Origin of the sequence: Marinobacter sp. (assembly GCF_035268745.1) — a bacterium.
GTDB lineage: Bacteria > Pseudomonadota > Gammaproteobacteria > Pseudomonadales > Oleiphilaceae > Marinobacter.
Genome location: NZ_DATFKH010000053.1, coordinates 50,647 through 73,598 on the forward strand (window position 1 = coordinate 50,647; position 22,952 = coordinate 73,598).

Annotated in this window: 22 protein-coding genes, 2 tRNA genes and 1 pseudogene; 13 read left to right on the forward strand and 12 right to left on the reverse strand. The window is 57.2% G+C overall.

Annotated elements, in window-relative coordinates; all coding sequences use genetic code 11:
- Nucleotides 1-3: 3 nt before the first annotated feature.
- From nqrF to VJ956_RS04340, 4 genes and pseudogenes are all read left to right on the forward strand, one after another.
- Entirely contained in the window at nt 4-1,230 is a 1,227-nt protein-coding gene (gene nqrF / locus VJ956_RS04325; protein WP_324082019.1) for an NADH:ubiquinone reductase (Na(+)-transporting) subunit F, read from the forward strand.
- A 21-nt stretch (nt 1,231-1,251) separates the two neighbouring features.
- Complete coding sequence (locus VJ956_RS04330; RefSeq protein WP_324082022.1) at nt 1,252-2,295, forward strand: FAD:protein FMN transferase; 1,044 nt, start codon at nt 1,252-1,254, stop codon at nt 2,293-2,295.
- 13 nt (nt 2,296-2,308) lie between these two features.
- Nucleotides 2,309-2,554, forward strand: a complete 246-nt coding sequence (gene nqrM / locus VJ956_RS04335; RefSeq protein WP_324082024.1) for a (Na+)-NQR maturation NqrM — start codon at nt 2,309-2,311, stop codon at nt 2,552-2,554.
- Nucleotides 2,551-2,643 (forward strand): annotated as a pseudogene (locus tag VJ956_RS04340) (oxidoreductase); the annotation flags it as partial. The gene nqrM and the pseudogene VJ956_RS04340, both read left to right, overlap by 4 nt.
- Here VJ956_RS04340 and VJ956_RS04345 read toward each other — a convergent pair.
- From VJ956_RS04345 to dusA, 5 genes are all read right to left on the reverse strand, one after another.
- Complete coding sequence (locus tag VJ956_RS04345; RefSeq protein ID WP_324082026.1) at nt 2,644-3,423, reverse strand: glycerophosphodiester phosphodiesterase; 780 nt, start codon at nt 3,421-3,423, stop codon at nt 2,644-2,646. It abuts the pseudogene before it with no gap.
- Entirely contained in the window at nt 3,420-4,547 is a 1,128-nt protein-coding gene (locus tag VJ956_RS04350) for a 3-deoxy-7-phosphoheptulonate synthase (protein ID WP_324082028.1), read from the reverse strand. The genes VJ956_RS04345 and VJ956_RS04350 overlap by 4 nt, the downstream gene beginning before the upstream one ends.
- A 47-nt stretch (nt 4,548-4,594) precedes the next feature.
- On the reverse strand, nt 4,595-5,041 hold the full coding sequence (locus tag VJ956_RS04355; RefSeq protein ID WP_324082030.1) for a TerB family tellurite resistance protein: 447 nt from the start codon (nt 5,039-5,041) through the stop codon (nt 4,595-4,597).
- Nucleotides 5,042-5,064: 23 nt separating this feature from the next.
- Nucleotides 5,065-6,030: a transaldolase gene (gene tal, locus VJ956_RS04360; protein ID WP_324082033.1), complete on the reverse strand. Its 966-nt coding sequence runs from the start codon at nt 6,028-6,030 to the stop codon at nt 5,065-5,067.
- 241 nt (nt 6,031-6,271) lie between these two features.
- Nucleotides 6,272-7,330: a tRNA dihydrouridine(20/20a) synthase DusA gene (gene dusA, locus VJ956_RS04365; protein ID WP_324082035.1), complete on the reverse strand. Its 1,059-nt coding sequence runs from the start codon at nt 7,328-7,330 to the stop codon at nt 6,272-6,274.
- 175 nt (nt 7,331-7,505) lie between these two features.
- Here dusA and VJ956_RS04370 point away from each other — a divergent pair, with 175 nt between their 5' ends.
- On the forward strand, nt 7,506-8,273 hold the full coding sequence (locus tag VJ956_RS04370) for an SDR family oxidoreductase (protein WP_324082037.1): 768 nt from the start codon (nt 7,506-7,508) through the stop codon (nt 8,271-8,273).
- Entirely contained in the window at nt 8,264-9,181 is a 918-nt protein-coding gene (locus tag VJ956_RS04375; protein ID WP_324082183.1) for an AEC family transporter, read from the forward strand. The genes VJ956_RS04370 and VJ956_RS04375 overlap by 10 nt, the downstream gene beginning before the upstream one ends.
- Nucleotides 9,182-9,451: 270 nt before the next feature.
- Here VJ956_RS04375 and VJ956_RS04380 read toward each other — a convergent pair whose 3' ends face one another.
- Nucleotides 9,452-10,396, reverse strand: a complete 945-nt coding sequence (locus VJ956_RS04380) for a zinc ABC transporter substrate-binding protein (protein WP_324082038.1) — start codon at nt 10,394-10,396, stop codon at nt 9,452-9,454.
- 173 nt (nt 10,397-10,569) lie between these two features.
- Between VJ956_RS04380 and gltX the strand changes: the two genes are divergently transcribed.
- The 3 genes from gltX (at nt 10,570) to VJ956_RS04395 (ending at nt 12,330) form a co-directional block, all read left to right on the forward strand.
- A complete protein-coding gene (gltX, locus tag VJ956_RS04385; protein ID WP_324082040.1) occupies nt 10,570-12,054 on the forward strand; it encodes a glutamate--tRNA ligase in 1,485 nt (494 codons plus the stop codon).
- A 116-nt stretch (nt 12,055-12,170) separates the two neighbouring features.
- Nucleotides 12,171-12,246: transfer RNA gene (locus VJ956_RS04390), tRNA-Ala, on the forward strand.
- An 8-nt stretch (nt 12,247-12,254) separates the two neighbouring features.
- A tRNA-Glu gene (locus VJ956_RS04395) sits at nt 12,255-12,330 on the forward strand.
- A 73-nt stretch (nt 12,331-12,403) separates the two neighbouring features.
- Here the strand turns inward: VJ956_RS04395 and VJ956_RS04400 are convergent.
- A complete protein-coding gene (locus tag VJ956_RS04400; protein WP_324082042.1) occupies nt 12,404-13,270 on the reverse strand; it encodes a 6-pyruvoyl trahydropterin synthase family protein in 867 nt (288 codons plus the stop codon).
- A 130-nt stretch (nt 13,271-13,400) separates the two neighbouring features.
- Here VJ956_RS04400 and VJ956_RS04405 point away from each other — a divergent pair, with 130 nt between their 5' ends.
- A complete protein-coding gene (locus tag VJ956_RS04405) occupies nt 13,401-14,015 on the forward strand; it encodes a nucleotidyltransferase family protein (RefSeq protein ID WP_324082044.1) in 615 nt (204 codons plus the stop codon).
- A 34-nt stretch (nt 14,016-14,049) separates the two neighbouring features.
- On the opposite strand, the gene VJ956_RS04410 is transcribed toward VJ956_RS04405, so the two are convergent.
- Nucleotides 14,050-14,565, reverse strand: coding sequence for a hypothetical protein (locus tag VJ956_RS04410; RefSeq protein ID WP_324082046.1), 516 nt, complete (start codon nt 14,563-14,565; stop codon nt 14,050-14,052).
- A gap of 99 nt (nt 14,566-14,664) precedes the next feature.
- Between VJ956_RS04410 and VJ956_RS04415 the strand changes: the two genes are divergently transcribed.
- Entirely contained in the window at nt 14,665-17,619 is a 2,955-nt protein-coding gene (locus VJ956_RS04415) for an insulinase family protein (protein ID WP_324082048.1), read from the forward strand.
- 9 nt (nt 17,620-17,628) lie between these two features.
- On the opposite strand, the gene ppsR is transcribed toward VJ956_RS04415, so the two are convergent.
- Complete coding sequence (ppsR, locus tag VJ956_RS04420; protein WP_324082049.1) at nt 17,629-18,444, reverse strand: posphoenolpyruvate synthetase regulatory kinase/phosphorylase PpsR; 816 nt, start codon at nt 18,442-18,444, stop codon at nt 17,629-17,631.
- 94 nt (nt 18,445-18,538) lie between these two features.
- Between ppsR and ppsA the strand changes: the two genes are divergently transcribed.
- Nucleotides 18,539-20,932 (forward strand): phosphoenolpyruvate synthase, encoded by a 2,394-nt coding sequence (gene ppsA / locus VJ956_RS04425; RefSeq protein WP_414674378.1) that lies wholly within the window; start codon nt 18,539-18,541, stop codon nt 20,930-20,932.
- Between the two features lie 27 nt (nt 20,933-20,959).
- Entirely contained in the window at nt 20,960-21,442 is a 483-nt protein-coding gene (gene rraA / locus VJ956_RS04430) for a ribonuclease E activity regulator RraA (protein WP_414674379.1), read from the forward strand.
- 18 nt (nt 21,443-21,460) lie between these two features.
- On the opposite strand, the gene VJ956_RS04435 is transcribed toward rraA, so the two are convergent.
- The 3 genes from VJ956_RS04435 to VJ956_RS04445 form a co-directional block, all read right to left on the reverse strand.
- Nucleotides 21,461-21,751 (reverse strand): PilZ domain-containing protein, encoded by a 291-nt coding sequence (locus VJ956_RS04435; protein WP_324082053.1) that lies wholly within the window; start codon nt 21,749-21,751, stop codon nt 21,461-21,463.
- Between the two features lie 68 nt (nt 21,752-21,819).
- Entirely contained in the window at nt 21,820-22,413 is a 594-nt protein-coding gene (locus VJ956_RS04440) for a TIGR04211 family SH3 domain-containing protein (protein WP_324082054.1), read from the reverse strand.
- A 200-nt stretch (nt 22,414-22,613) separates the two neighbouring features.
- The gene (locus VJ956_RS04445) at nt 22,614-22,913 is read right to left on the reverse strand and encodes a YciI family protein (RefSeq protein WP_324082056.1); all 300 of its coding nucleotides are present in this window, start codon (nt 22,911-22,913) and stop codon (nt 22,614-22,616) included.
- Nucleotides 22,914-22,952 lie beyond the last annotated feature (39 nt).

A 22,952-nucleotide genomic window follows, 5' to 3' on the forward strand; every position in this document is an offset into this window, starting at 1 on the left:
ACCATGAATACAGAAATTATTCTCGGCGTGGTCATGTTCACCGTTATCGTGCTGGCCCTTGTCGCAGTCATCCTCGCGGCAAGATCCAGGCTCGTTAGCACTGGTGACGTGACGATTGAAATAAACGACGACCCGGAACATACGGTAACAACCGAAGCCGGTGGCAAGCTGTTGGGTACGCTTGCCGGCAGCGGTATCTTCCTGTCCTCTGCCTGTGGTGGCGGCGGGACCTGTGCCCAGTGTAAGTGCAAGGTTCTGGAAGGTGGCGGTGCCATGCTGGCCACGGAAAAGACTCATTTCACCAACCGCGAAGAAAAGGAGGGCTGGCGTCTTTCCTGTCAGGTTCCGGTGAAGCAGGATATGAAAGTAGAGGTTCCGGAAGAATTCTTCGGTGTGCAGAAGTGGGAATGCGTTGTAGAGTCTAACCACAACGTGGCCACCTTCATCAAGGAGCTGGTGCTCAAGCTGCCGGAAGGAGAGGAAGTGGATTTCCGGGCAGGAGGTTATGTCCAGCTGGAATGTCCTCCCTACGAAATCGAGTTCAAGGATTTCGATATCGAAGAGGATTTCCGGGGAGACTGGGACAAGCTCGATATCTGGCGTTACAAGGCGGTCAACAAGGAAGAGACCATTCGTGCCTATTCCATGGCCAACTATCCGGAAGAGAAGGGCGTTCTCAAGTTCAATATCCGTATAGCAACGCCGCCCCCGGGCACAGATCATCCGCCGGGTATCATGTCCTCCTATGTGTTCGCTCTTAAACCGGGCGACAAGATCACCGTTATGGGTCCATTCGGCGAGTTCTTCGCCAAGAAGACCGATGCGGAAATGATTTTCATCGGTGGTGGTGCCGGTATGGCACCCATGCGCTCACACATTTTTGACCAGCTCAAGCGCCTGAATACGAATCGTAAGATCAGTTTCTGGTACGGCGCCCGCAGTGTACGCGAGATGTTCTATGTCGAGGATTTCGACATGCTGCAGGAAGAAAATGACAACTTTGAGTGGCATGTGGCCCTGTCCGATGCCTTGCCTTCCGATAACTGGCAGGGTCCGACCGGGTTCATCCACAATGTGTTGTATGAAAATTACCTGAAGGACCACCCGGCTCCTGAAGACTGTGAGTATTACATGTGCGGGCCACCCATCATGAATGCTTCCTGCATCAAGATGCTGAAGGATCTGGGTGTCGAGGACGAAAGCATCATGCTGGATGACTTCGGGGGTTAAGCAACTCGCATGGCGTGCTGCATGACCGGGCCCGTCAGGGTAGCAGTGGCCAGAACCTTGGGGGTTCTGGCCCTGGTTGTGCTGGCGGGTTGCTCGTTCGAGGCAGAGGAAAAAGTCTGGGAAATATCCGGCCCTGTGTTCGGGACCGGGTATCACGTCAACGTGGTCATGGAAGACGATCAGGCAAGGCTGGAATCCGTCGCCAGGGGGATTGGAGAGGTCCTCAAGGATGTGGATGGGGCCATGTCCACGTGGCGCGACGACTCGGAACTGTCGCGCTTCAACCAGTTGCCAGATCAGAGTCAGTGGACAACCATCTCACCCGGGCTTTACCGGGTACTGGCCAGAAGCCGCCAGATCTCGGATCTAACCGAAGGAGCTTTTGATGTTACCATCGGTCCGGTAGTCAACCTCTGGGGTTTTGGTCCGGAGGCAAGGCCGGAAGACGTCCCCACAGAAGAGCAACTGGCGTTATTACTGTCGCGGATCGGGTATCAGAAGCTGGATCTCAGAGCTGAACCACCAGCATTACGGGCGGAGCCACGGCAGTATGTGGATCTGTCTGCCATTGCCAAGGGTTATGCGGTGGATGAGGTTGCCCGTTACCTGGAGTCGGAGGGTTTGTCGGCATTTCTGGTTGAAATTGGTGGCGAAGTCAGCGTTCAGGGCCGCAAGCCCGACGGCAATGCCTGGCGTCTTGCCATTGAGGAGCCAGCGGCTCTGTCTGCTCAGCGTCAGGTCAACCGGGTGGTTGTGATCGGTGACAGGGCCATGGCAACATCGGGTGACTATCGTAACTATTACGAATCGGATGGAAAGCGCTTTTCCCATACAATTGACCCCGTTGATGGCAGGCCGATCGATCATGATCTGGCGTCCGTGACTGTTATTGCCGAGGATTGCATGACGGCAGATTCGCTGGCAACGGCGTTCAATGTGATGGGTTCTGACAAAGCGATAGCGTTGGCGACACGGGAGAATATCGCCGCTTACTTTATTGTTCGTGGAGAAGACGGTTTTGAAACGGATTATTCGCCGGCTTTTTCCTCGTTTCTGACTCAATGATGGGGAGGGTGCTATGGGTACTTTTCTGCTGGTTTTGATGATTGTGATGTTTCTGGTCGCTGCCATGTCCGTTGGCGTCATGATGGGGCGCAAGCCCATTAGTGGCTCCTGCGGCGGTCTCGGCGCCATGGGCATCAGTAAAACGTGTGATATCTGCGGCGGTAGCCCCCAGAAATGCGAAGAAGAAAATGAACGCAGGTCCGCAGGGGGGCAGTCTGCAGACGAGCTTACCTATGATGCATCAAAATCCGGAAAATGAATTATTTCATTAACCCGACGTTTAACTATCCGTTGATGGCGGAAGCCTGCCGGCTCGCGGCGCTGAACGGTCTGAATCGTATTTTCTGATCAGGCGGTGGTTGCGGATTCGCGGCTGGTGCCGGTCGCCAGCGGTAACGGGTTACGAGCGCGGTTATCGAAGTATATGCGGGTACTGGTCGGGTAGTCGGTGATAATGCTGTCCACGCCCATGTCCTCAAGATAAAGCATGTCGTGAATCCGGTTGACGGTCCATGTTGACACTTTCATGTCTCGACGGTGGGCCTCGTCAACAAGTCCCCTGCTGCAGATTCTCCAGCCCAGACACAAATAGTCGCAATGCATTCTTGCAGCTACCTTGGTTGGTCGCGGAAATTTCCGGTTGCTGACCAGGCCTGTTTTCACCTTCCGGTCCCGCCGTCGGACCTCGCGCAGGAAGCGGGTGTCGGAGGAGGTGACTACGACCTGCCCATAGAGTCCGCGACGTTGTATGACCTCTATTATCCGGTTGCAAAGCACGTTAAGGCGCTGGCGGGCATCCTTCTTTACCTCAAGCTGCAGGTGCTCGATTTCCGGAAACTCGTTCAGAAGGTCCTCCAGGCCTGGTACCCCGACACTTGAGGGCCACGCCGTGGTGTTGCGACGGGCGTCCATGCCCGCCAGCTCTGAGGCTGTGTATTTATACACCTCGCCGGTCTGGTCGGTGGTGCGATCAACGGTCAGGTCGTGAATAATTACCGGTTTGCCGTCTTTTGACAGCACCAGGTCCAGCTCGAAATGACGTATGCCGTGGCGAAAGGCATGCCTGAATCCCGCCAGGGAGTTCTCCGGCGCTTCACCTTTTGCGCCACGGTGTCCGTAAACAATCATTCTGCCCGGGCATCCTTCATTCTGCGGTAGATCTGCTGACGTTTCTTCCAGGTCTCGTGGCACAGATGGATGTCTTCCAGATAAGCCGGAAGCTCGTCCATCAGCAGTGCCTGGGGTCCGTCGACCAGCGCTTTTTCGGGTTTGGGGTGGAAGTCTGCAAGTACCATGTTGGCGCCGGCAATCACGCCCTGGGCGGTGGCATGCATGACATCAAGGATGCCATCGGGCGATTTTTCACGACTGCCGACAGAGTGCGACGGGTCAACGCAGACCGGCATGCGGGTCAGCCGTTTGACGGCCGGCACATGAGCGAAGTCCACCATGTTCCGGTGCGGCTGGCCGGCCTCTGTCTTCATACCGCGCAGGCAGAAAATAACGTTGGCATTACCCTCGCTGGCGAGGTATTCAGCCGCGTTCAATGATTCGTTGAGGGTAATCCCGAAGCCTCTTTTCAGCAGCACCGGGTAGGTGTTCTGGCGGCCGATGGCTTTCAACAGCTCGAAATTCTGGGTGTTGCGGGTACCCACCTGCAGCATGACACCAGTGGGCCGCCCCAGTTTTTCGAGGCATTCATCAATCTCTTCAATATGGCTTTCATGGGTGATTTCCATGGCGATCACCTTGATGCCATGCTTGCCGGCTTTATCGAAAACCCAGGGCAGACAGCCTTTGCCGTGGCCCTGAAACGAATAGGGATTGGTCCGGGGCTTGTAAGCGCCCATGCGGGTGCAGACTTCGCCATGCTGTTGCAGTGCCTGCATCATCTGTTCAACGTGTTCCGGTACATCAACCGCGCAAAGGCCGGCAAAGACATTGAGATTGCTCTGGTCAAAAGTGACGCCGTTGTAGGTAAAGCCACTCTGGCGAAGGTCGTCCTTGTGGCGGCCAAGTATGCGGTAGTCATCGGAAATGCGGATAGCGCGTTCAACCGCAGGCAGCGCCTCAATCTCTTCCTTGTTCAGGCCCTTGGTGTCGCCCAGAAGATAAATTTCGGTCAGGCGCTGCCTTTCGCCCTGAATTTCATGCACCCGCACCGACACGCCCGGCAGGTTTTCGAGAAAGTGCATGGTCTGTCGATAGGCTTCGCTGTCCCTGGCCGTATCAGGATGGAGTATCGCTAACATGGTGTCTCCTCAGGCGCTCTTGAACTTGCATGGTTGATCTGCCGGTCTCAGCTTTGGCCTTCAGCCCGGTGGCGGGCCTGCATGTATTCCCGGTGGTTAAGGTGAAGCAGGTCCGCCATGCGCCGGATCAGGTGCTCTTCATACTTGTCAATGCGTCCGTCAGCAAAGGCAACCCGCCAGATGCTCTCCAGCAAAGCCTGTTTCTCCTGCTGATCGAGATGCTCATTGATCAGTCCGGTAAACTCGTAGAGAGAGGTGGAATCGTCGGCCTGACTCAGCGCGTCTTCCAGTATCTCTTCGGCTTCCTCACGGGTAACTTCGTGGCTGCGCACAGCACAGTCGACAATGGTTTTCAGCTCGGCCTGGTCTTCATCGTTATCTACCCGCGAAAGCTGAACCATCAGCGCTGTTGCGGCCACGGTCAGCTGATGGGCGTCAGGCTTTCCGGGCTTCTGGTCAGCGGTTGAGAACAGCTGCTTCAGGCGCTCTATCATGTTGCTCCTCGCGTTCGGCAGAGTCAGGCTGCGTTGGACAGACGTCTGACCCGGTTTTCCAGTTCGATCTGGTCGCTGGTAAAGCGGCGAATACCCTCCGCAAGCTTCTCGGTCGCCATGGCGTCTTCGTTGGATTCCCAGCGGAACAGTTTTTCATCGATCCGGCCGGGGTCGTCATGGCTCCTGGCAGTGTCCGGAGAGAGCCGGCGTGTCAGTTCGCCGGAGTCATCATCAAGCTTTTCCAGCAGGGCCGGGCTGATGGTCAGCCGGTCACAACCTGCCAGCATTTCAATCTCGCCGGCATTGCGGAAGCTGGCGCCCATAACCACGGTTTTGTAGCCATTGGCCTTGTAATAATTGTAGATGCGCGCGACCGACCGAACTCCCGGGTCTTCATCGGCAGGGAAGCTGTCCCGTCCGGAGGCGGCCAGGTGCCAGTCCAGTATACGGCCAACAAAAGGCGAGATCAGGAAGGCACCGGCATCGGCGCAGGCGGCTGCCTGAATAAAGGAAAACAGCAGAGTAAGGTTGCAGTTGATGCCCTCCCGCTGAAGTTGCTCGGCAGCGCGGATGCCTTCCCAGGTCGAGGCAATCTTGATCAGCACGCGGCTGGTGTCCATGCCAAGCTTGTCATAAAGCTCTATCAGACGGCGAGCCCTTGCCAGAGTGGCGTCGGTGTCAAAAGACAGGCGGGCATCCACTTCTGTGGAAACCACGCCGGGCACCCGCCCAAGGATTTCCCGCCCCGCCAGCACGGCCAGCATGTCGGTGGCATGGGTCAGTTGCTCTGCGTCAGACCCGCCCTGTGTCCGCGCGGCCGCGACGGCTTCGTCCAGCATCGGCCGATAGGCGTCCGATGCGGCGGCTTTCAGCAACAGCGACGGGTTGGTGGTGGCGTCCTGAGGCTGCCATTGGGCAATGGCATCGAGGTCGCCGGTGTCGGCGACGACCGAGGTCATGGTTTTCAGTTGTTCGAGCTTGCTGGTCATTCGTCCTCGCATCCTGATATTTTATTAGTAGAGACCAAGAAAGTAGGCGGACAAGTCCATTCAGGACCGTATGCAGCAGGGATGCTGCATCCGAGCCTACATGGATGTATTCACGGCGTGTCCTGAATGGACTTGTCCGCCTACTTTCTTTCAGCTTAGTAAGCTTGGCCGGTCTGCCGACGCTTTCATATTACGCCTACAATAACGGCCTGATACTGCGGTAACAAGATGGCAAAAGGTGTCATGCGGGGATTGGGGCCCTGACTCCCGGCTCCGGGACTTTCGCCATGGCCGCCTCAATCACCTCAATACCTGAGCCCGGCCGGTGCGCATTTTCACTGATGTAACGCCGGAACTGGCGGCCGCCGGGCTGGCCATGAAACAGGCCCATCAGGTGACGGGTTATGTGACCGAGATAAACACCCCGGTCCAGTTCTTCCTGAATAAAGGGTAATACCTGGCGAAGCGCATTGTGGCGCGAACCGACCTGAGCTGGCTGGTCGAAGAACTCGGCATCGACCCCGGCCAGTAGCCAGGGGTTATGGTAAGCCTCGCGCCCCAGCATCACACCATCCGTGTGTTGCAGGTGCTGATGACACTCATCAAAGGTTTTGATGCCACCGTTAATGATGATTTCCAGGTGTGGATAGCGTGCTTTCAGATCGTAAACCCAGGCGTATTTCAGCGGCGGGATGTCCCGGTTCTCCTTCGGGCTCAGGCCTTCAAGCACGGCGATTCGGGCATGAACAATAAAGGTCCGGCAGCCAGCGGCGGAGACCTTTTCGACGAACTCACAGAGATTCGCCCAGGATTCGTGACCGTCAATGCCAATCCGGTGTTTTACCGTGACCGGCAGACTGGTGGCCGCGATCATCGCCGCTACCCCTTCAGCAACCCGGTCCGGATGTTCCATCAGGCAGGCGCCCATCATATTGTTCTGCACCCGGTCACTGGGGCAGCCGACGTTAAGATTCACTTCATCAAAGCCATATTGCTCTGCCAGTTGCGCACACTGGGCCAGTTCTTCCGGGACACTGCCGCCCAGTTGCAGGGCCAGCGGGTATTCTTCCGGGTTGTGTCTCAGCAAGCGGGCAGTATCACCGTGAATCAGCGCGCCGGTGGTGACCATCTCGGTGTAGAGCAGGGCGCGACGACTGAGCACACGGGCGAAAAAGCGATAGTGGCTGGTGGTCCAGTCCATCATCGGGGCCACGCAGAAGCGGCGTGAGGGCGAAGGTACCGGGCCTCCCGGGGCTGGATCTGTTCCGGGGCAGCTTTTGCGGAATATCTGGTTACTCATGTACTGCTCTTTGGCCTCAAATAAGGGTATTTTATCAGGAAATGCCGGTTTTTGGCTCCCGGTGGTAGGCAGATCCACCATTTATCGGCATTATTTCGTTGGCTTGGGGCCTGCGATCGGGAAACTTGCGGTGAGCCTTTTGCTAACCGTGTTCACCGCCGTCAAGGAAAGTCTTATGAAGGAATCCATCTTCATCACGGGTGCGGGCGCCGGCATCGGCCGGGAAACCGCGCGCTTGTTTGCCTCCCGGGGCTGGTTTGTGGGTGCGGCGGATCGGGACGAGCCAGCCCTGATGTCGCTGGCGGAAGAGCTGGGCGCGGATCACTGCAGTATCCATGTCATGGATGTCGTGGATGAACTCTCAGTAAGCCAGGGGTTGGCCGATTTCGCCAGACGGACGGACGGCCAGTTGCGGCTTCTGCATAATAATGCCGGTATCCTGAAGGTCGGGCGATTCGAAGAAATCAATATGGCGTCACACCGGGACATTGTCGAGATTAATGTGATCGGGCTGATGACTGTGCTTCATGCCGCATTTCCCTACCTCAAAGCCACCCCTGGCGCTCAGGTGATCAATATGAGCTCGGCCTCGGCCTCCTTCGGCATTCCGGATTTTGCTTCATACTCGGCCAGCAAGCACGCGGTGCGGGCGATGACCGAAGCCCTCAGCATAGAATGGGAGCACCATGATATTCAGGTCGGAGATCTGATGCCGCCGTTTGTAAACACCGGGATGGTGCGGTCCAATACGGGGAAATCCGCCTTGTTTGGTAATCTGGGTATCAATCTCGGGCCAGAGGGAGTGGCAGCAGCGGTCTGGAATCAGGCCCGCCATCCCCGGTTGCACCGCCCGTTGTCGGTCCAGTTCTCATTGCTGTGGCTCATGATCAGGTCTGCGCCCTCCGCAGTAACCCGGACAGTGATAAGGCGCCTCTGGCAATGATGACTCAGGCACTTGCGCCGGTCTTTATTCTTATTCTGACCGGTTACCTGTTCAGGCGCTTCCAGTTTCCCGGTGACAGCTTCTGGCTGCAGGCCGAGCGGTTTTCCTATTACGTGCTGTTTCCGGCCATGCTGATCTTCAAGCTGGGGCAGGCCCGGGTTCCGGTTTCAGCCTATGGTGACGTGTTTGTGCTGGTGCTGGCGATGCTGGCGGCAATGACTCTGGCACTGCTCGCTGTGCAGTGGTTGTTCCGCTGGTCCGGCCCGGTTTTTTCCTCGGTCTATCAGGGTGGTATACGGTTCAACTCGTTTGTAGCCATTGCCACTGCCGGGATGCTTCTGGGCGATGATGGTCTGTCTACCATGGCCATTGTGATTGCAGTAAAAATCCCGTTGATCAATCTGCTGTGCATCCTGATGTTTTCGCTGGCGGTCGGGCAGGATGGTGGGGTGCGCTGGCGACCCGTCGCCCGGGCAATCATGACCAACCCGCTGATCATCGGCTCGGTTATCGGTGCCCTCTGGGGTTATTTCAGGGTCGGATTTCATCCTTTGCTGGCGGGAGTGCTCGAACCTTTAAGTGATCTCGCCCTGCCACTGGGGCTGATGACGGTAGGAGCCGGTCTGCAGTTGAAAGCACTGCGGGGCACATCGTTGCCGTTGCTGGTGTCGTCGGGTCTGAAACTGGTCGGATTTCCATTAATGACAATGGGACTGGCGCTGGCGCTTGGCCTGGACGGAATACTTGTCCAGGCAGGCATTCTGCTCGCAACGCTACCCACGGCAACGTCTTCCTATATTCTGGCGCGCCAGCTGGGCGGTGATGCGCCACTGATGGCGGCTATCATCAGTGGCCAGACCCTGCTGGCGATCGTCACTATTCCGCTGATCCTGGAGTTGCTCTGGTAACAACCGAGTGTCCCGTCTGGTTAATTCGTTGACCTACTGCTTGCCGCTCGGGCCTCTGGCCGAGGCGCCAGTCCGCAGGTGTAGTGGTTCTACATCAAGGGCTGGCAACACAGGTCCAGAGGCCCGAGCGACTAGCCCTTCGGGAGCCTCTGAAAGCCTTGAGAGCGGTGTTGCGTCGGCTCGATTTGGAACCACCAAACCTTCGCCACCGCGCCTTGCTCTCAAGGCTTTCAGGGGCTCAGTAGAGCAGCGAATTAACCAGACGGGACACTAAAGACAGTCCAGAACCGACTGTGCCAGCGATTTCTGAAACGCCACATACCCGTCGGCGGAGGCTTCTATATCTGAAGCCAGCGGGTCCCAGCGACTGAAGGTAACCTTGGTATTGCCGACAATCGAATCCCAGCTCTGCTCATCAAAGGGCTCTTCGGTCATCAGGCAGGGCCGCTGGGCATTGCGCAGTGTGTCCTGAACTTCGGCAATGTGGCGGGCGCCGGGAGCCAGTTCCGGGTTGAGGGAGAGCACGCCTGCCACCGCCAGGTCATAGTGTTCGGCAAAATGTGTAAAGGCGTTGTGATAGGTGAACAGGGAAATCGCCCGGGTTGGTTCCAGTTGCTTTTTTATCTCAGCCTCGGCCGCACTCAGGGACTGCTCGAATCCTGCAAGGTTCCTGTCCAGAGCGGCTTTTTCCGCTTGCGGCTGCGCCGCCAGGACAGCGTGGATTCTGCGGGCAATGTCGCCGGCGATGGCGGGATCCAGCCAGATGTGGGGGTCAGCTCCTGTCGCGTCACCATCGTGGCTGTGGCCGTGGTCATGGTCGTGATGGTGACCGTGAGCTTCATCATTTTTCCGGTCATCAGAGTCATGCTTGCCGGAGTCTTCAATGGTCATCATGGCGTGGGAGCGGGAACGGAAGTCTTCGCCATTGAGCAGTCGGGTCAGAAAGGTTTCCATTTCCGGCCCGATCCAGAAGATGGCGTCGGCTTCGCCGAGAGCCCTGCGTTGTGAGGGTTTCAACGAATAGTTGTGTGGATTACCGCCGGGCTCAATCAGCGTGGTCACGATCGTGTCCTCAGTGGCAACGGCCCGAACCAGCAGCTCCAGCGGTTTGAGAGACACCACGACCCTTGGCGCTGCCAGCAGGGAAACAGGCAGTAAAGCCAGCGCCAGGACGGCAGCGCGGAAGGCGAAACGGGAAGACCTTGTACGGTGCATATTGCAGGTTCCTTGTCAGTGGTACGTTATAATATAACATTAACAAGTCCTGATTAAACCACCGTGACCACTTTCATGCGAATCTGCTCTGAGCCCGTTATAATGCCGGTTTTTCAGAGCAAGGCCTGTTTCAGGCGAACACGCTTTCAGGCCTAAACCATCAGGATGCCTTCATGACAGTACGTACCCGAATTGCACCGTCACCCACCGGTGATCCTCACGTTGGCACCGCTTTCGTGGCGCTTTTCAATCTGTGTTTCGCACGCCAGCACGGGGGCCAGTTCATTCTGCGAATCGAGGACACCGATCAGGCCCGCAGCACCGGCGAATCAGAAAACGACATTCTGGGCGCACTGCGCTGGCTTGGCCTGGAATGGGACGAAGGCCCGGATGTGGGAGGCCCTTATGGGCCCTATCGGCAATCAGAGCGCAAGGACTCCTATCGTCAGTATGCCGAAGATCTGGTAACGAACGGCCACGCCTTCTATTGCTTCCGCACACCGGAGGAGCTGGATGCAATTCGGGAGGAGCGCAAGGCACAGGGCCTGAACCCGGGGATTAAAGGCGATCTGGAGTTGTCGCCGGAAGAAGTGGATCGCCGCCTCGCGGCCGGGGATCCCCATGTGATCCGGATGAAGGTGCCGGAGCATGGCGTTTGTGAGATTGAAGACATGCTGCGGGGCACCATTGAAATTGACTGGGGGCAGGTCGATTGCCAGATTCTGCTGAAATCCGACGGTATGCCCACCTACCACCTGGCCAACGTGGTAGACGACCACGAGATGAGGATAACCCATGTTCTGCGGGGTGAGGAATGGATCAACTCAGCGCCCAAGCACAAGTTGCTTTACGAGTATTTTGGCTGGCAGATGCCGGTGCTGTGTCATCTTCCGCTGCTTCGCAATCCGGACAAGAGCAAATTGTCCAAGCGCAAGAATCCAACCAGCATCAATTTCTATGAGCGCATGGGGTTTCTGCCTGAAGCCGTCACCAACTACCTTGGAAGAATGGGCTGGTCGATGCCCGATGAACGGGAAAAATTCACGCTGTCTGAAATGATTGCTGATTTCGATATCCAGCGCATGTCGCTGGGTGGTCCGGTGTTTGACGTCGAAAAACTGCGCTGGCTCAACGGTCAGTGGATCCGGGACGAGCTCAGTGAGGAGCAGTTTATCGAGCGCATGCGTCAGTGGTGGTTCAATGAGCAGGCCCTGAAAAATCTGGTCCCCCATATCAAGGGTCGTGCCGAGGTCTTCACCGACGTGGCTCCCATGGCGTCTTTCATGTTCTCCGGCATGCTGGATCTGAGCCCGGAAGATTTTGCCCACAACAAGCTGGATGAAGGGCAGATCAGACGCATACTGCAGTTCACGCTCTGGAAACTGGAAGCGCAGCGGCACTGGAGCAAGGAAAATATCTTCGCCGACATCAAATTCCTGGCCAACGCCATGGATCTGAAGATGGGGGATTTCATGTTCGCCATTTTCATTGCTATCGCTGGTACCCCCAATTCCTGGTCGGTAATGGACTCGATGGCGATGATCGGGCCGGATATGACCCGTTCCCGTCTTCGCCATGCGCTTGCAGTGATGGGCGGTTTCTCCAAGAAGGAAACCAAGCGGGTGGAGAAAGAGTTCGCGGCTCTGGCGGGGCAATAGGGTCGCGGCAACAGCGTCTGGTCAACAGGCCAGGCAGCCTGCTGGCAGAATCCGGAAAATTCCTGGGAAAAAGGTTGACCTGCCATGGAGCGATCCTTAATATACGCAGCCGTTGTGGGGCCATAGCTCAGCTGGGAGAGCGCAACACTGGCAGTGTTGAGGTCGGCGGTTCGATCCCGCCTGGCTCCACCAAGTTTTCAGTCCCCTTCGTCTAGTGGCCTAGGACTCCGCCCTTTCACGGCGGCAACACCGGTTCGAACCCGGTAGGGGACGCCAATACGGCCAGCCGGTACAGCCCACCGGCTGGCCAGCAAAAAAACCGCCTTCCGGCGGTTTTTTTGTTCTGGGGTCAGACCCCTTTCAGACCCCTTTCAGCGATAGAGCCTTTGCCCACGCCCTCGTAGGCCCTGACCACAATAGCGTCGGCGGGGAAATCGGTTTTCAGACGATCGGCGATATGGGCCGCAATCAGTTCAACGGTGGTGTCCGAGTCGAGCATGTAGACCCGCTTTTCCGGCAGGGTCAGTGAAAACTCGCCCTGCTCCGCCTCGTACTCGAAGCGGATGTAGCCAGTGCCGTCCTCGGCAACCCAGCGGCGGGTGATGTCTTCCCGGGTTCCCACGTAAATGTCCTGCCATAACCCGGCCCAGTGATGTTCCAGGTGCCGGTCACGCTGGCCATTGCGATCAATCCGTATCGACGAGCGGTGGCCGTGGGCAATGCGCTGGCAGTTGCCCCGGTGCTTTTTGAGCCCGTGCACGTAGTGATAGTAGGCGCCTTCAATGACTTCCTCGCGCAGGCGGATGGCGATATCCGTGACATTGCCGGGCAGCACCGCCCGCAACTCCTGCTGCAGAAGGTCCGCCACAGCGGATGGAACCAGCTGCTCGGACGACAGCCAGACGACGGCTTCATCCGGCGAACGGTGGCTGATAACCGTGCCGTCGGTGAGGGTCCAGGCAAAGGCCTGAGGGTCGGTCTGGTCCCACTGCAGCCCACTGTAGCCGCGGGGAATGACCAGGCGATGATCCACGCGTTCGTCGATCACCCGTTTGATCGTGCGTTTGACGTTGCCGAAGTCGAAGACCATGCCCTGTTCATCCAGCTCGCCGCCCAGGATTACATCCACAATCCAGCTTTCGCCGACCAGACCCCGGGAGGCATCAAGGTAGGCGAAATCAATCACGGTGAGATTGTCGATAAACAGATGGTTCATTGAACGGGTCCACACGGGTGGCTTGAATGATGGGCGGATTCTAGCAAAAATCGGGAGTCGCGAGCAGCCTTGCGCATTCGACGCTGTGTTGCGCGATGACAGAACTTTCTTTCCACCCCGGGGCGCCATAATGCGCAAGAAGTTATATCGGGACCATGAGGCGTTTCCCGTACTGGTACTGGCGGCCGGCGCATCCCGACGTCTGGGACGCCCCAAGGCTATGCTGCCAATAGGCAATGGCATCATGCTGGACCGGGCTATTGATCAGGCCAGACATCTCGGCACACGGATCACGGTGGTCACGGGTGGCGGGTATCCGCTGATCCGTTTTCGTTGTCAGCGGTCGGTGTCGGCCTGGCATTACGCATCACACTGGGAAGAGGGCATGGCCGCTTCCCTGCGCTCGGGCATTGAGTCGCTCAGGCCCCGGGCCAGGGGTGTTTTCATTGTGTTGCTGGACCAGCCGCTGATCACCGGCGACGATCTGGCGCATCTGGCCAGGGCAGCGAGAAAGGCGCCGGGGGTTCCGGTCGCTGCGGACATTCATGGCCGGCCTGCCGCTCCAGCCTATATTCCGCGATATCTGTGGCCTGAAGTCCTGCAGCTAGAGGGCGATCGCGGTGCTGCCGGCGTACTCGCACGTCATGGTGCAATCACACTTCCGGTCGCCGGCGCAGTCAGTGATGTTGATACACCGGATGACTGGCGCCGGTTAGCGGTGCGTTATCAGAACCAGTTCAGGTAACCGGGAGTCGGGCCTGCCGGCAATGCCGGACAAGTCACACCCGGTCCGGGAGCTGATCATGGTTAAGCTGCTCCCACGACCGCATATAGACATCCGCTTCGTACTCGTAAGGTGATTTGAAGGGCGTCAGTACGAAGTCGAACACCAGAAAGAAGAAGCCGATGGAGGCCCAGGCAATGGCGACCGTACTCAGAGCGTTGGCCTGCTCCTCGGGATTGGCCTGCACGAATTCCTGCAGGATCGGGATCAGATCGCTGGCCATGACCACCGGGTTGAAGCTGGAAAGCACAAACGGCAGCCAGAAAGCGATGAACACCGGAAAAAAGCCGAACGACCAGAGCACCCGCCGCAGCAGATAAATGCCCATCTCCCGCCAGAAGCGTTGACGAATCTCTGGCACTTTGCGGATTTTCTCCAGGTAATGTCTCCGTTCGGCCCAGTAAGCGGCCACTTCCGGTGCATGCAGCTTCTCGTGCCGGCTTGCTGCAGCGGACGTATTGGCTGCGGCCGGGGTTGATCCGGATGATTCGTCTGGCGTAATACTTGTCATGGCATCTGGCACCAGTGTGTTGCTTCGCGTTTGTGCATGATAGTTGAAACTACGTGTTACTCTACAAATCCTTTTTCAGTAAAGACAGGACATCAATAAATGGCTGCAGTTATCGGGAGTACCGTCGGGGGTAGTGGTAGTGTCGAGCATAAGGTCCACCCGGCCTTTGAACAACTCCGGAGCCACCGTATAGAGACACTGAATATCACTGTCGAAGAGTATCGTCACAGAAAAACCGGTGCCCGCCACCTTCATCTCGCCGCCGACAACGATGAAAACGTGTTCTTTGTTGCGTTGCGCACTTTCCCGATGGATTCCACCGGCGTTGCTCACATTCTGGAGCACACGGCGCTTTGCGGCAGTGAACGGTTTCCGGTTCGTGATCCGTTTTTCATGATGATTCACCGGTCTCTCAATACCTTCATGAACGCATTTACCAGCAGTGACTGGACGGCCTATCCGTTTGCCAGCATGAACCGCAAGGACTTCGATAATCTGCTGACGGTCTACCTGGATTCGGTGTTCTTTTCGACGCTCGACCCCCTGGATTTTGCCCAGGAGGGTCACCGGCTGGAGTTTGATACCCCGACGGATCCGGCGACCGATCTGGTCTACCGCGGTGTGGTGTACAATGAAATGAAAGGAGCCATGAGCTCGCCCACGTCCCAGTTGTGGCAGAACCTCTCGAGTCATCTGTTTCCGACCACCACCTATCACTACAACAGTGGCGGCGAGCCTGACCAGATTGTGGATCTGAGCTACCAGGACATGCTCAGCTTCTATCGTCATCATTACCATCCCAGCAATGCCACCTTTGCAACTTACGGCAATATTCCGGCCCATGAGCACCATGCGCGTTTTGAAGAGCTGGCCCTGAAACGCTTTGACCGCCTTGAAATCGAGCTGCCGGTGCACGATGAAAAACGACTGTTTTCGCCGGTACGGGTAGAGCAGGGGTATGCCATCAGCGAACAGGAAGACACGGCCGGCAAAACCCATATCGTAATGGGCTGGCTGCTGGGCCACAGCTTTGACCTGCAGGAAAATCTGGAAGCTCAGCTGCTGGCCAGCGTGCTGCTGGAAAACAGTGCATCGCCGTTGATGAGGGCGCTCGAAACCACCGATATAGGCCACGCGCCATCACCTATGTGTGGCATCGAGGATTCCAACCGGGAAATGACCTTTGTCTGCGGTATAGAGGGCAGCGAACCCGGTCAACAGGGCGCCCTGGAGACGCTGATTGAAGAAACCCTGGCACGGGTAGTGAGTGAGGGTGTCAGCGAGGAACGTCTGGAGGCCATCCTGCATCAGCTCGAACTGCAGCAGCGGGAGATCGCCGGTGATCAGTTTCCCTACGGTCTGCAACTGATCATGAGCGCTATCTCGCCGATGATTCACGGTGGCGACCCGGTCGAGCTTCTGGACCTGGAGCCCGTGCTGGAAAAAATGCGTGAGAAAATCCGCGACCCTGGCTATGTGCCAGATCTCATCCGCCGCAAAATACTGGAAAATCCCCACCGGGTAACGCTGACTCTGCGTCCCGACGACAAACTCGAACCCCGGCGTCAGCAAGCCATCCGCGAGGCGCTTGCCCGTCGCAAAGCGGCCCTGACCGAACAGGAAACGCAGGAAATCATTGACCGGGCCAGGGCTCTGGAAGATCGTCAGGCCCGCAAGGATGATGATTCCATGCTGCCGAAAGTGGATCTGAGCGATGTACCCCTGCAGCTGCCAGAACCGGAATGTCGCTACGATGGCGACTCGTCGACATCACTCTATGCCCGTGGCACCAACGGACTGGTCTATGAACAGATCATAGTGCCGGTGCCGGACCTTTCCCAGGACGATCTGGTGCTGCTGCCATACTACACCACCCTGATTACCGAGGTTGGCTGTGGCGACCTGGATTATCTGGGGATGCAGGACCGCATTTCTGCCGAGTCTGGTGGTATCAGTGTGTCATTTTCCGCCAAGGGCGGGATTGATGATGCCCAGAACCTCAGTGGCTATCTGGTATTCAGCGGTAAAGCCCTGGCCCGTAACAGGGCGGAGCTGACCCGGCTGCTGGCCGATGTGTTCAACAGCGCACGCTTTGATGAACAGGAGCGAATCCGGGAACTGGTTGCCCAGGTACGTACCCGTCGTGATCAGGCCGTCACCGGAAGCGGCCACAGCCTGGCCATGGGCGCAGCATCCCAGGGTATAAGTCCGGGTGCATGGCTCGCATTCCGCCTTGGCGGGCTGGAAGCAATCCGTGGCGCAAGGGTGCTGGACAAGTCACTGGACGACCCCGAGGATCTGGCGACATTCTGTGACAGTCTGGCCAGGCTCCATGGCAGAATCAGGCAGCAGAGCCGTCAGTTTCTGCTGGTCGCGGAAGACGAGCAGCTTGAGCCCATGCTGGATGACGTCAAAGAGCTCTGGAGCGGCCAGCCAGCCGCCACCGGTGAGCAGTGGAGACTGAGCCACAGGCCCTATCAGGTGCACCAGGCCTGGCTGACCTCGACCCAGGTCAACTTCTGTTCAAGAGCGTTTCCGACCGTTGCCGTGGATCATCCCGATGCGGCGCCACTGAGCGTTCTTGGCGGTTTCCTGCGCAATGGCTACCTGCATCGCGCCATTCGGGAGAAGGGTGGTGCCTATGGTGGTGGCGCAGGTCAGGACAGTGTAAACGGCACCTTCCGGTTCTTCTCCTATCGCGACCCGAGGCTCAGCGAGACCCTGGATGACTTCGATCAGTCACTGCGCTGGCTGGAGGAAGAAAATCATGAAGCGCAGGACCTGGAGGAATCCATTCTGGGGGTTATCGGCCAGCTCGACAGACCCCGATCCCCGGCTGGCGCCGCCCGCCACGCGTTCCACAACCGCCTGTTCGGTCGTACGCCGGAGCAGCGTTCGCGTTTCCGTGAGCGGGTGCTGGCTGTGACCATTGCCGACATGCAACGGGTGGCCCGCACCTGGCTGGCCCCGGAGAACGCCAGTACAGCGGTCGTCACCAGCCATGACAACCGGGAACTGGCCCAGAAGCTGGGGCTTGAGCTCAGGGAGCTGTAAGCGCCGAAGCTATCGGTTTCGTTTCAGCCCGGCGCTCATCATGATCCGGGTTGAAATTTCTTCCACTGAGTAGTCAGTGGTGTTCAGGTAGGGAATCCGCTCGCGCCGGTACATCAGCTCGATTTCCTCAATCTCGTGCATACACTGCTTGGCGGATGAATAGCGGGAGTTGGGTTTGCGCTCATTGCGGATGGTTGCCAGCCGCTCCGGATCAATGGTCAGCCCGAAGATTTTCTGTTTGTGGGGGCGCAGTACTCCCGGAATACTCTGGTCATTCAGGTCCTCTTCCGTTATCGGGTAGTTGGCCGCCTTGACACCGTATTGCAGCGCAAGATACAGGCAGGTAGGGGTTTTGCCACTGCGGGAGGCACCGACAAGAATCAGGTCTGCTTCATCGTAATGGCGGGTCCGCGCACCGTCATCATTATCAAGGGCAAAATTAACGGCGTGGATGCGCTGTTCATAGCGTCCTGCATTGTTGATGGCATGGGATTTCCCAACCGAGTAGGACGAAGACGACTGCAGCTCCTGCTCCAGCGGACTCAGAAAAGTGCCGAAAATGTCCACCATGAAGCCGTTTGCACCGGCAATGACCTCCCGGATATCACTGTTGACGATGGTATCGAATACCAGTGGCCGGGCGCCGTCAGTTGCCTCGGCCTGATTGATGCGTTTGGCCATTTCCGTGGCCTTGGTGGTGTCGTCAATATACGGCACGGTGATCCGCTCGAAATCGATTTTCTCGAATTGGGCAAGAAGGCTGTGTCCGAGCGCTTCGGCGGTGAGGCCAGTGCCGTCGGAAATGAAAAAGGCGGTACGTTTCATGGTGTCTGTTGAGCCTCCGTAATTGCCGGGTTCCCCTAGGTAATTTTCACAGGTTACAGTATCATGCTGGCGAAGTCCGATAGCTCGCACTGCAATGAATCAAGGGAGACCTGCTTTGGAAGATTACATTATCTGGTTTGATCACCTGGGAATGTCTGACGTGGACCGGGTTGGCGGTAAAAATGCCTCTCTCGGCGAGATGATCAGTAATCTTGCCAATGCGGGTGTGACAGTGCCCGGCGGTTTTGCCACCACTGCCCATGCCTACCGGGAATTTCTGGAAAAGGATGGGCTCAGGGAGAAGATCGATGCGACCCTCGACGAGCTTGATGTAAACGACGTCAATGAGTTGGCAAGGGTTGGTGCCCAGATCCGTCAATGGATAATCGATATGCCATTCCCGGAGGCGCTGGCAAAGCCGCTGGAAGATGCCTATATGGCGCTCAGGGCCGGCAACGACAACATGGCCGTTGCCGTGCGTTCGTCCGCCACAGCCGAGGACCTGCCTGATGCGTCGTTTGCCGGTCAGCAGGAAACCTTTCTGAACGTTGTCGGCCTAGAGCAGGTACGCACTTCGGTGAAAGAGGTATTTGCCTCACTGTTCAATGACCGCGCTATTTCCTACCGGGTTCATCATGGTTTTGACCACAAACTGGTGGCGCTTTCCGCCGGCATCCAGAAGATGGTCCGCAGTGAAACTGCAGCCTCCGGCGTGATGTTCACCCTGGACACCGAGTCAGGTTTCCGGGAAGTGGTGTTTGTCACTGGCTCCTACGGACTCGGTGAAACAGTCGTCCAGGGCGCGGTCAATCCCGACGAATTCTATGTCCACAAGCCGACACTGGCAGCCGGGCGTCCATCAGTGCTGCGCCGCAATCTCGGTAGTAAAGCCATCAAGATGGTTTACCAGACGGACCCCTCGGCGGGGCAGTTTGTGGAAACGGTGAAGGTTGATCAGGAAGACAGAAATCGCTTCTGCATCAGCGATGCAGAGGTGGAAGAGTTGTCCCGGCAGGCAGTTATCATTGAAAAACACTACCAGCGTCCGATGGATATCGAGTGGGCAAAGGACGGTGACGATGGTCGTATCTATATCGTGCAGGCCCGCCCGGAAACGGTTAAAAGCCGGACCAGCGCCAATGTCATGGAACGCTATCTGCTGAAAGAAACCGGCAAGGTGCTGGTGGAAGGGCGAAGCATCGGCCATAAAATCGGCAGTGGACCGGTGAAAATCGTCACCAGTATCAAGGAAATGGACCGGGTCCAGGCTGGCGATGTACTGGTTACCGACATGACCGACCCGGACTGGGAGCCGGTCATGAAACGGTCGTCCGCCATTGTGACCGATCGCGGCGGGCGCACCTGTCATGCCGCCATTATTGCCAGAGAGCTTGGTATTCCCGCGGTGGTTGGCTGTGGCGATGCAAGTGAACTGCTGAAAGACGGTCAGGAAGTTACGGTATCCTGCGCCGAGGGTGATACCGGCCTGATCTACGAAGGCAATCTTGATTTTGAACTGAAAGAAAACACCGTTGAATCCATGCCCGCGATTCCGTTCAAGATCATGATGAACGTGGGCAACCCGGACCGGGCATTTGATTTCCAGAGCCTGCCGAACGAGGGTGTGGGCCTTGCCCGGCTTGAATTCATTATTAACCGGATGATCGGAGTGCACCCGAAAGCGCTGCTGAACTTCGAGGGCTTGCCGCGGGATGTCCGCCAGACCGTTGAAAAGCGCATTGCCGGTTACAGCTCGCCGGTCGATTTTTATGTCGACAAGCTGGTCGAGGGCATCTCCACGCTGGCCGCCGCTTTCTGGCCGAAGAAGGTGATCGTCCGGCTGTCCGACTTTAAATCCAATGAATACGCCAATCTGATTGGCGGTACTCTTTACGAGCCGGACGAAGAAAACCCGATGCTCGGGTTCCGCGGCGCTTCACGCTATATCTCCGAGACTTTCCGTGACTGTTTCGAGCTTGAATGTCGTGCCCTGAGGAAGGTCCGTAACGACATGGGCCTGACCAACGTCGAGATCATGGTGCCGTTTGTTCGCACCGTGGGTGAGGCTGCACAGGTTGTGGAGCTGCTGGCGGAGAATGGCCTGAAGCGGGGCGATAACGGGCTGCGGGTGATCATGATGTGCGAGCTGCCGGCCAACGCCCTGCTGGCGGAGCAGTTCCTTGAACATTTTGACGGCTTCTCGATCGGGTCCAACGATCTGACCCAGCTTACTCTGGGGCTGGACCGGGATTCCGGCATTATTGCGCACCTGTTCGACGAGCGGAATGAGGCCGTTAAAGCACTGCTTGCCAGTGCGATTCAGGCCTGCAGGAAAGCCGGAAAGTACATTGGCATCTGTGGCCAGGGGCCTTCTGATCATCCGGACCTGGCCAAATGGCTGATGGATCAGGGTATTGATACTGTCTCGCTCAATCCGGATTCGGTGCTGGATACCTGGTTTTTCCTGGCGGACGAAAAAATTGATTAATCACAGACCCGTAGGAGGGCCGCTATCGTGCCTGTCGTAACTCCCGACCTTTGTGATGAGTATCCTGAAATACTGGCTGTCGATCCCGGATTCCAGAACTTTGGCGGCATCGACAACTTTGGCGGTGAAATAGTTACCGTCAAGTGCTTCGAAGACAATTCTGTGGTCAAAGAGCAGGTGGCACTCCCGGGCCAGGGCAGGGTCATGGTTGTCGATGGTGGTGGGTCAAAGCGTGCCGCTCTGCTGGGTGATATGCTGGCGGAGCAGGCGGCCAGTAATGGCTGGGCGGGCTTGATTATCTACGGCTGCATTCGCGACGTTGATGTTATCGGCAGGACGGCGCTTGGCGTGCAGGCGCTGGGCACTCACCCCAGAAAAACCGAAAAACATGGTGTAGGCCAGTTGAACGTGCCGGTCACGTTTGGTGGGGTGACCTTTTACCCGGGCCATTACGTTTATGCCGACAATAACGGCATCGTCGTTGCCGGCAAACCTCTTGAAACTGATTAAGCCGGCTTCAGGGGCCGGTCAGCGCTTGATTTCCACAATTTCAACGCCCAGCAGATAACCTTCGGGTTCCGGGTCGCACCTCAGAACCCGGCACAGGGCGTCGAAAGGCAGACACTGGTCACTGCCTGAGGGCAGATGGGCATGAATTTCGTCGCCCTGTGCAAACTCCCGTTCAACGAAAATCCGCATGCCGGTGCCACTGAGGTCGCGGCAAACGCCGGCGAACGTGACGCTGTCGCTGTCCGTCAGCTCCATCTCGGAGTTCATTCGCATCCGATGGAAATCCCGTTTCTCTGAGTAGTCCTTCATCGTGGCTAGTGTCCCGCCCGCTGTTTTGATATTTATAAAACGTCCGGGCCCGGTCGTCAAAGAATTAATCAGGCCCAGTTGTCTGTTTTTCTGGTTGGTTTCAGCGCCGGAACGACCAGTGCGAGAATGATGCCCAACAGCACCAGGCCTGCGCCGATAAGCATGAAATCGGATTCCTTGTTGGCTTCAAGCCTTTCCTTCTCCGCAGTAAGCACTTCCAGGTCATTCCGGAGCTTCTGGTTCTCGTTGTTCAATTCCTCATTACGCCGTTTAAGGTTGAGGGCATCAGCCGCAACAGCCTTGATCTCTCTGAGCTCCTCGCTCAATCTTCCGGCTCTGGCCTCAAGATTTGCTTCCGAACTGCGCAGGGTGTTCCGCTCTTCAGTGAGTTCCGCCACCTGGCTGCGGAGCCCGGAAACTGTCTCTTTGGCCTGAGCAAGCTGGCGAGTGGCACTTTCAAGTCGCTGTCGGGCGATCGGGGTATCGGTCAAATAGCGGGAGACCATCCATCCCTCTATGCCGTCCGGCGTCCGCACCCGGGAATAGCCGGATTCGGAGCGTTCGATCAGCTCCAGTGCGGTACCACTGCGGACACCAGAATGGAGTATACGGTACTGTGTGCCTTCGCCACTGCGGATGGGCGCATACAGGACATCGTCCACGTAAACAGTTTCCGCAGACGCGGATGCAGCGGTTAAGACCAGAAGTACCCCACCAAGTAATAATCGAAAATACAGCACCGGTATTATTCCCTTAAACAATATTTTAGCGCGCAATTCTGTCACAGTTGCCTGTCTATACAAGGCTGGTTTCATTACAAAACTCTCATTCAGCGATATGGTTTCAGCCACGGCGGTAAAGGTCAGGGAAGTACCGCCTTGAAGGGCTTTACGGTCACCTTCCGGTAGACACCGGCTTCCACGTATGGGTCAGCATCCGCCCACGCCTGTGCCGCGTCCAGCGAATCGAATTCGGCAATGACCAGGCTGCCGGTAAAGCCGGCGTCGCCCGGCTCCGGGGTATCAAGCGCAGGGTGTGGTCCGGCCACCAGTAGCCGGCCTTCATCCTTTAACCGGTTGAGTCTGTCAATGTGCGCGGGGCGCGCCTGTGCCCGCAGTGGCAGGCTGTTTTCGATGTCTTCACTGATGATGGCGTAGTACATCCTGTTCTCCGTCTGGCATTCGTGTGGAAAGGCGCCGAC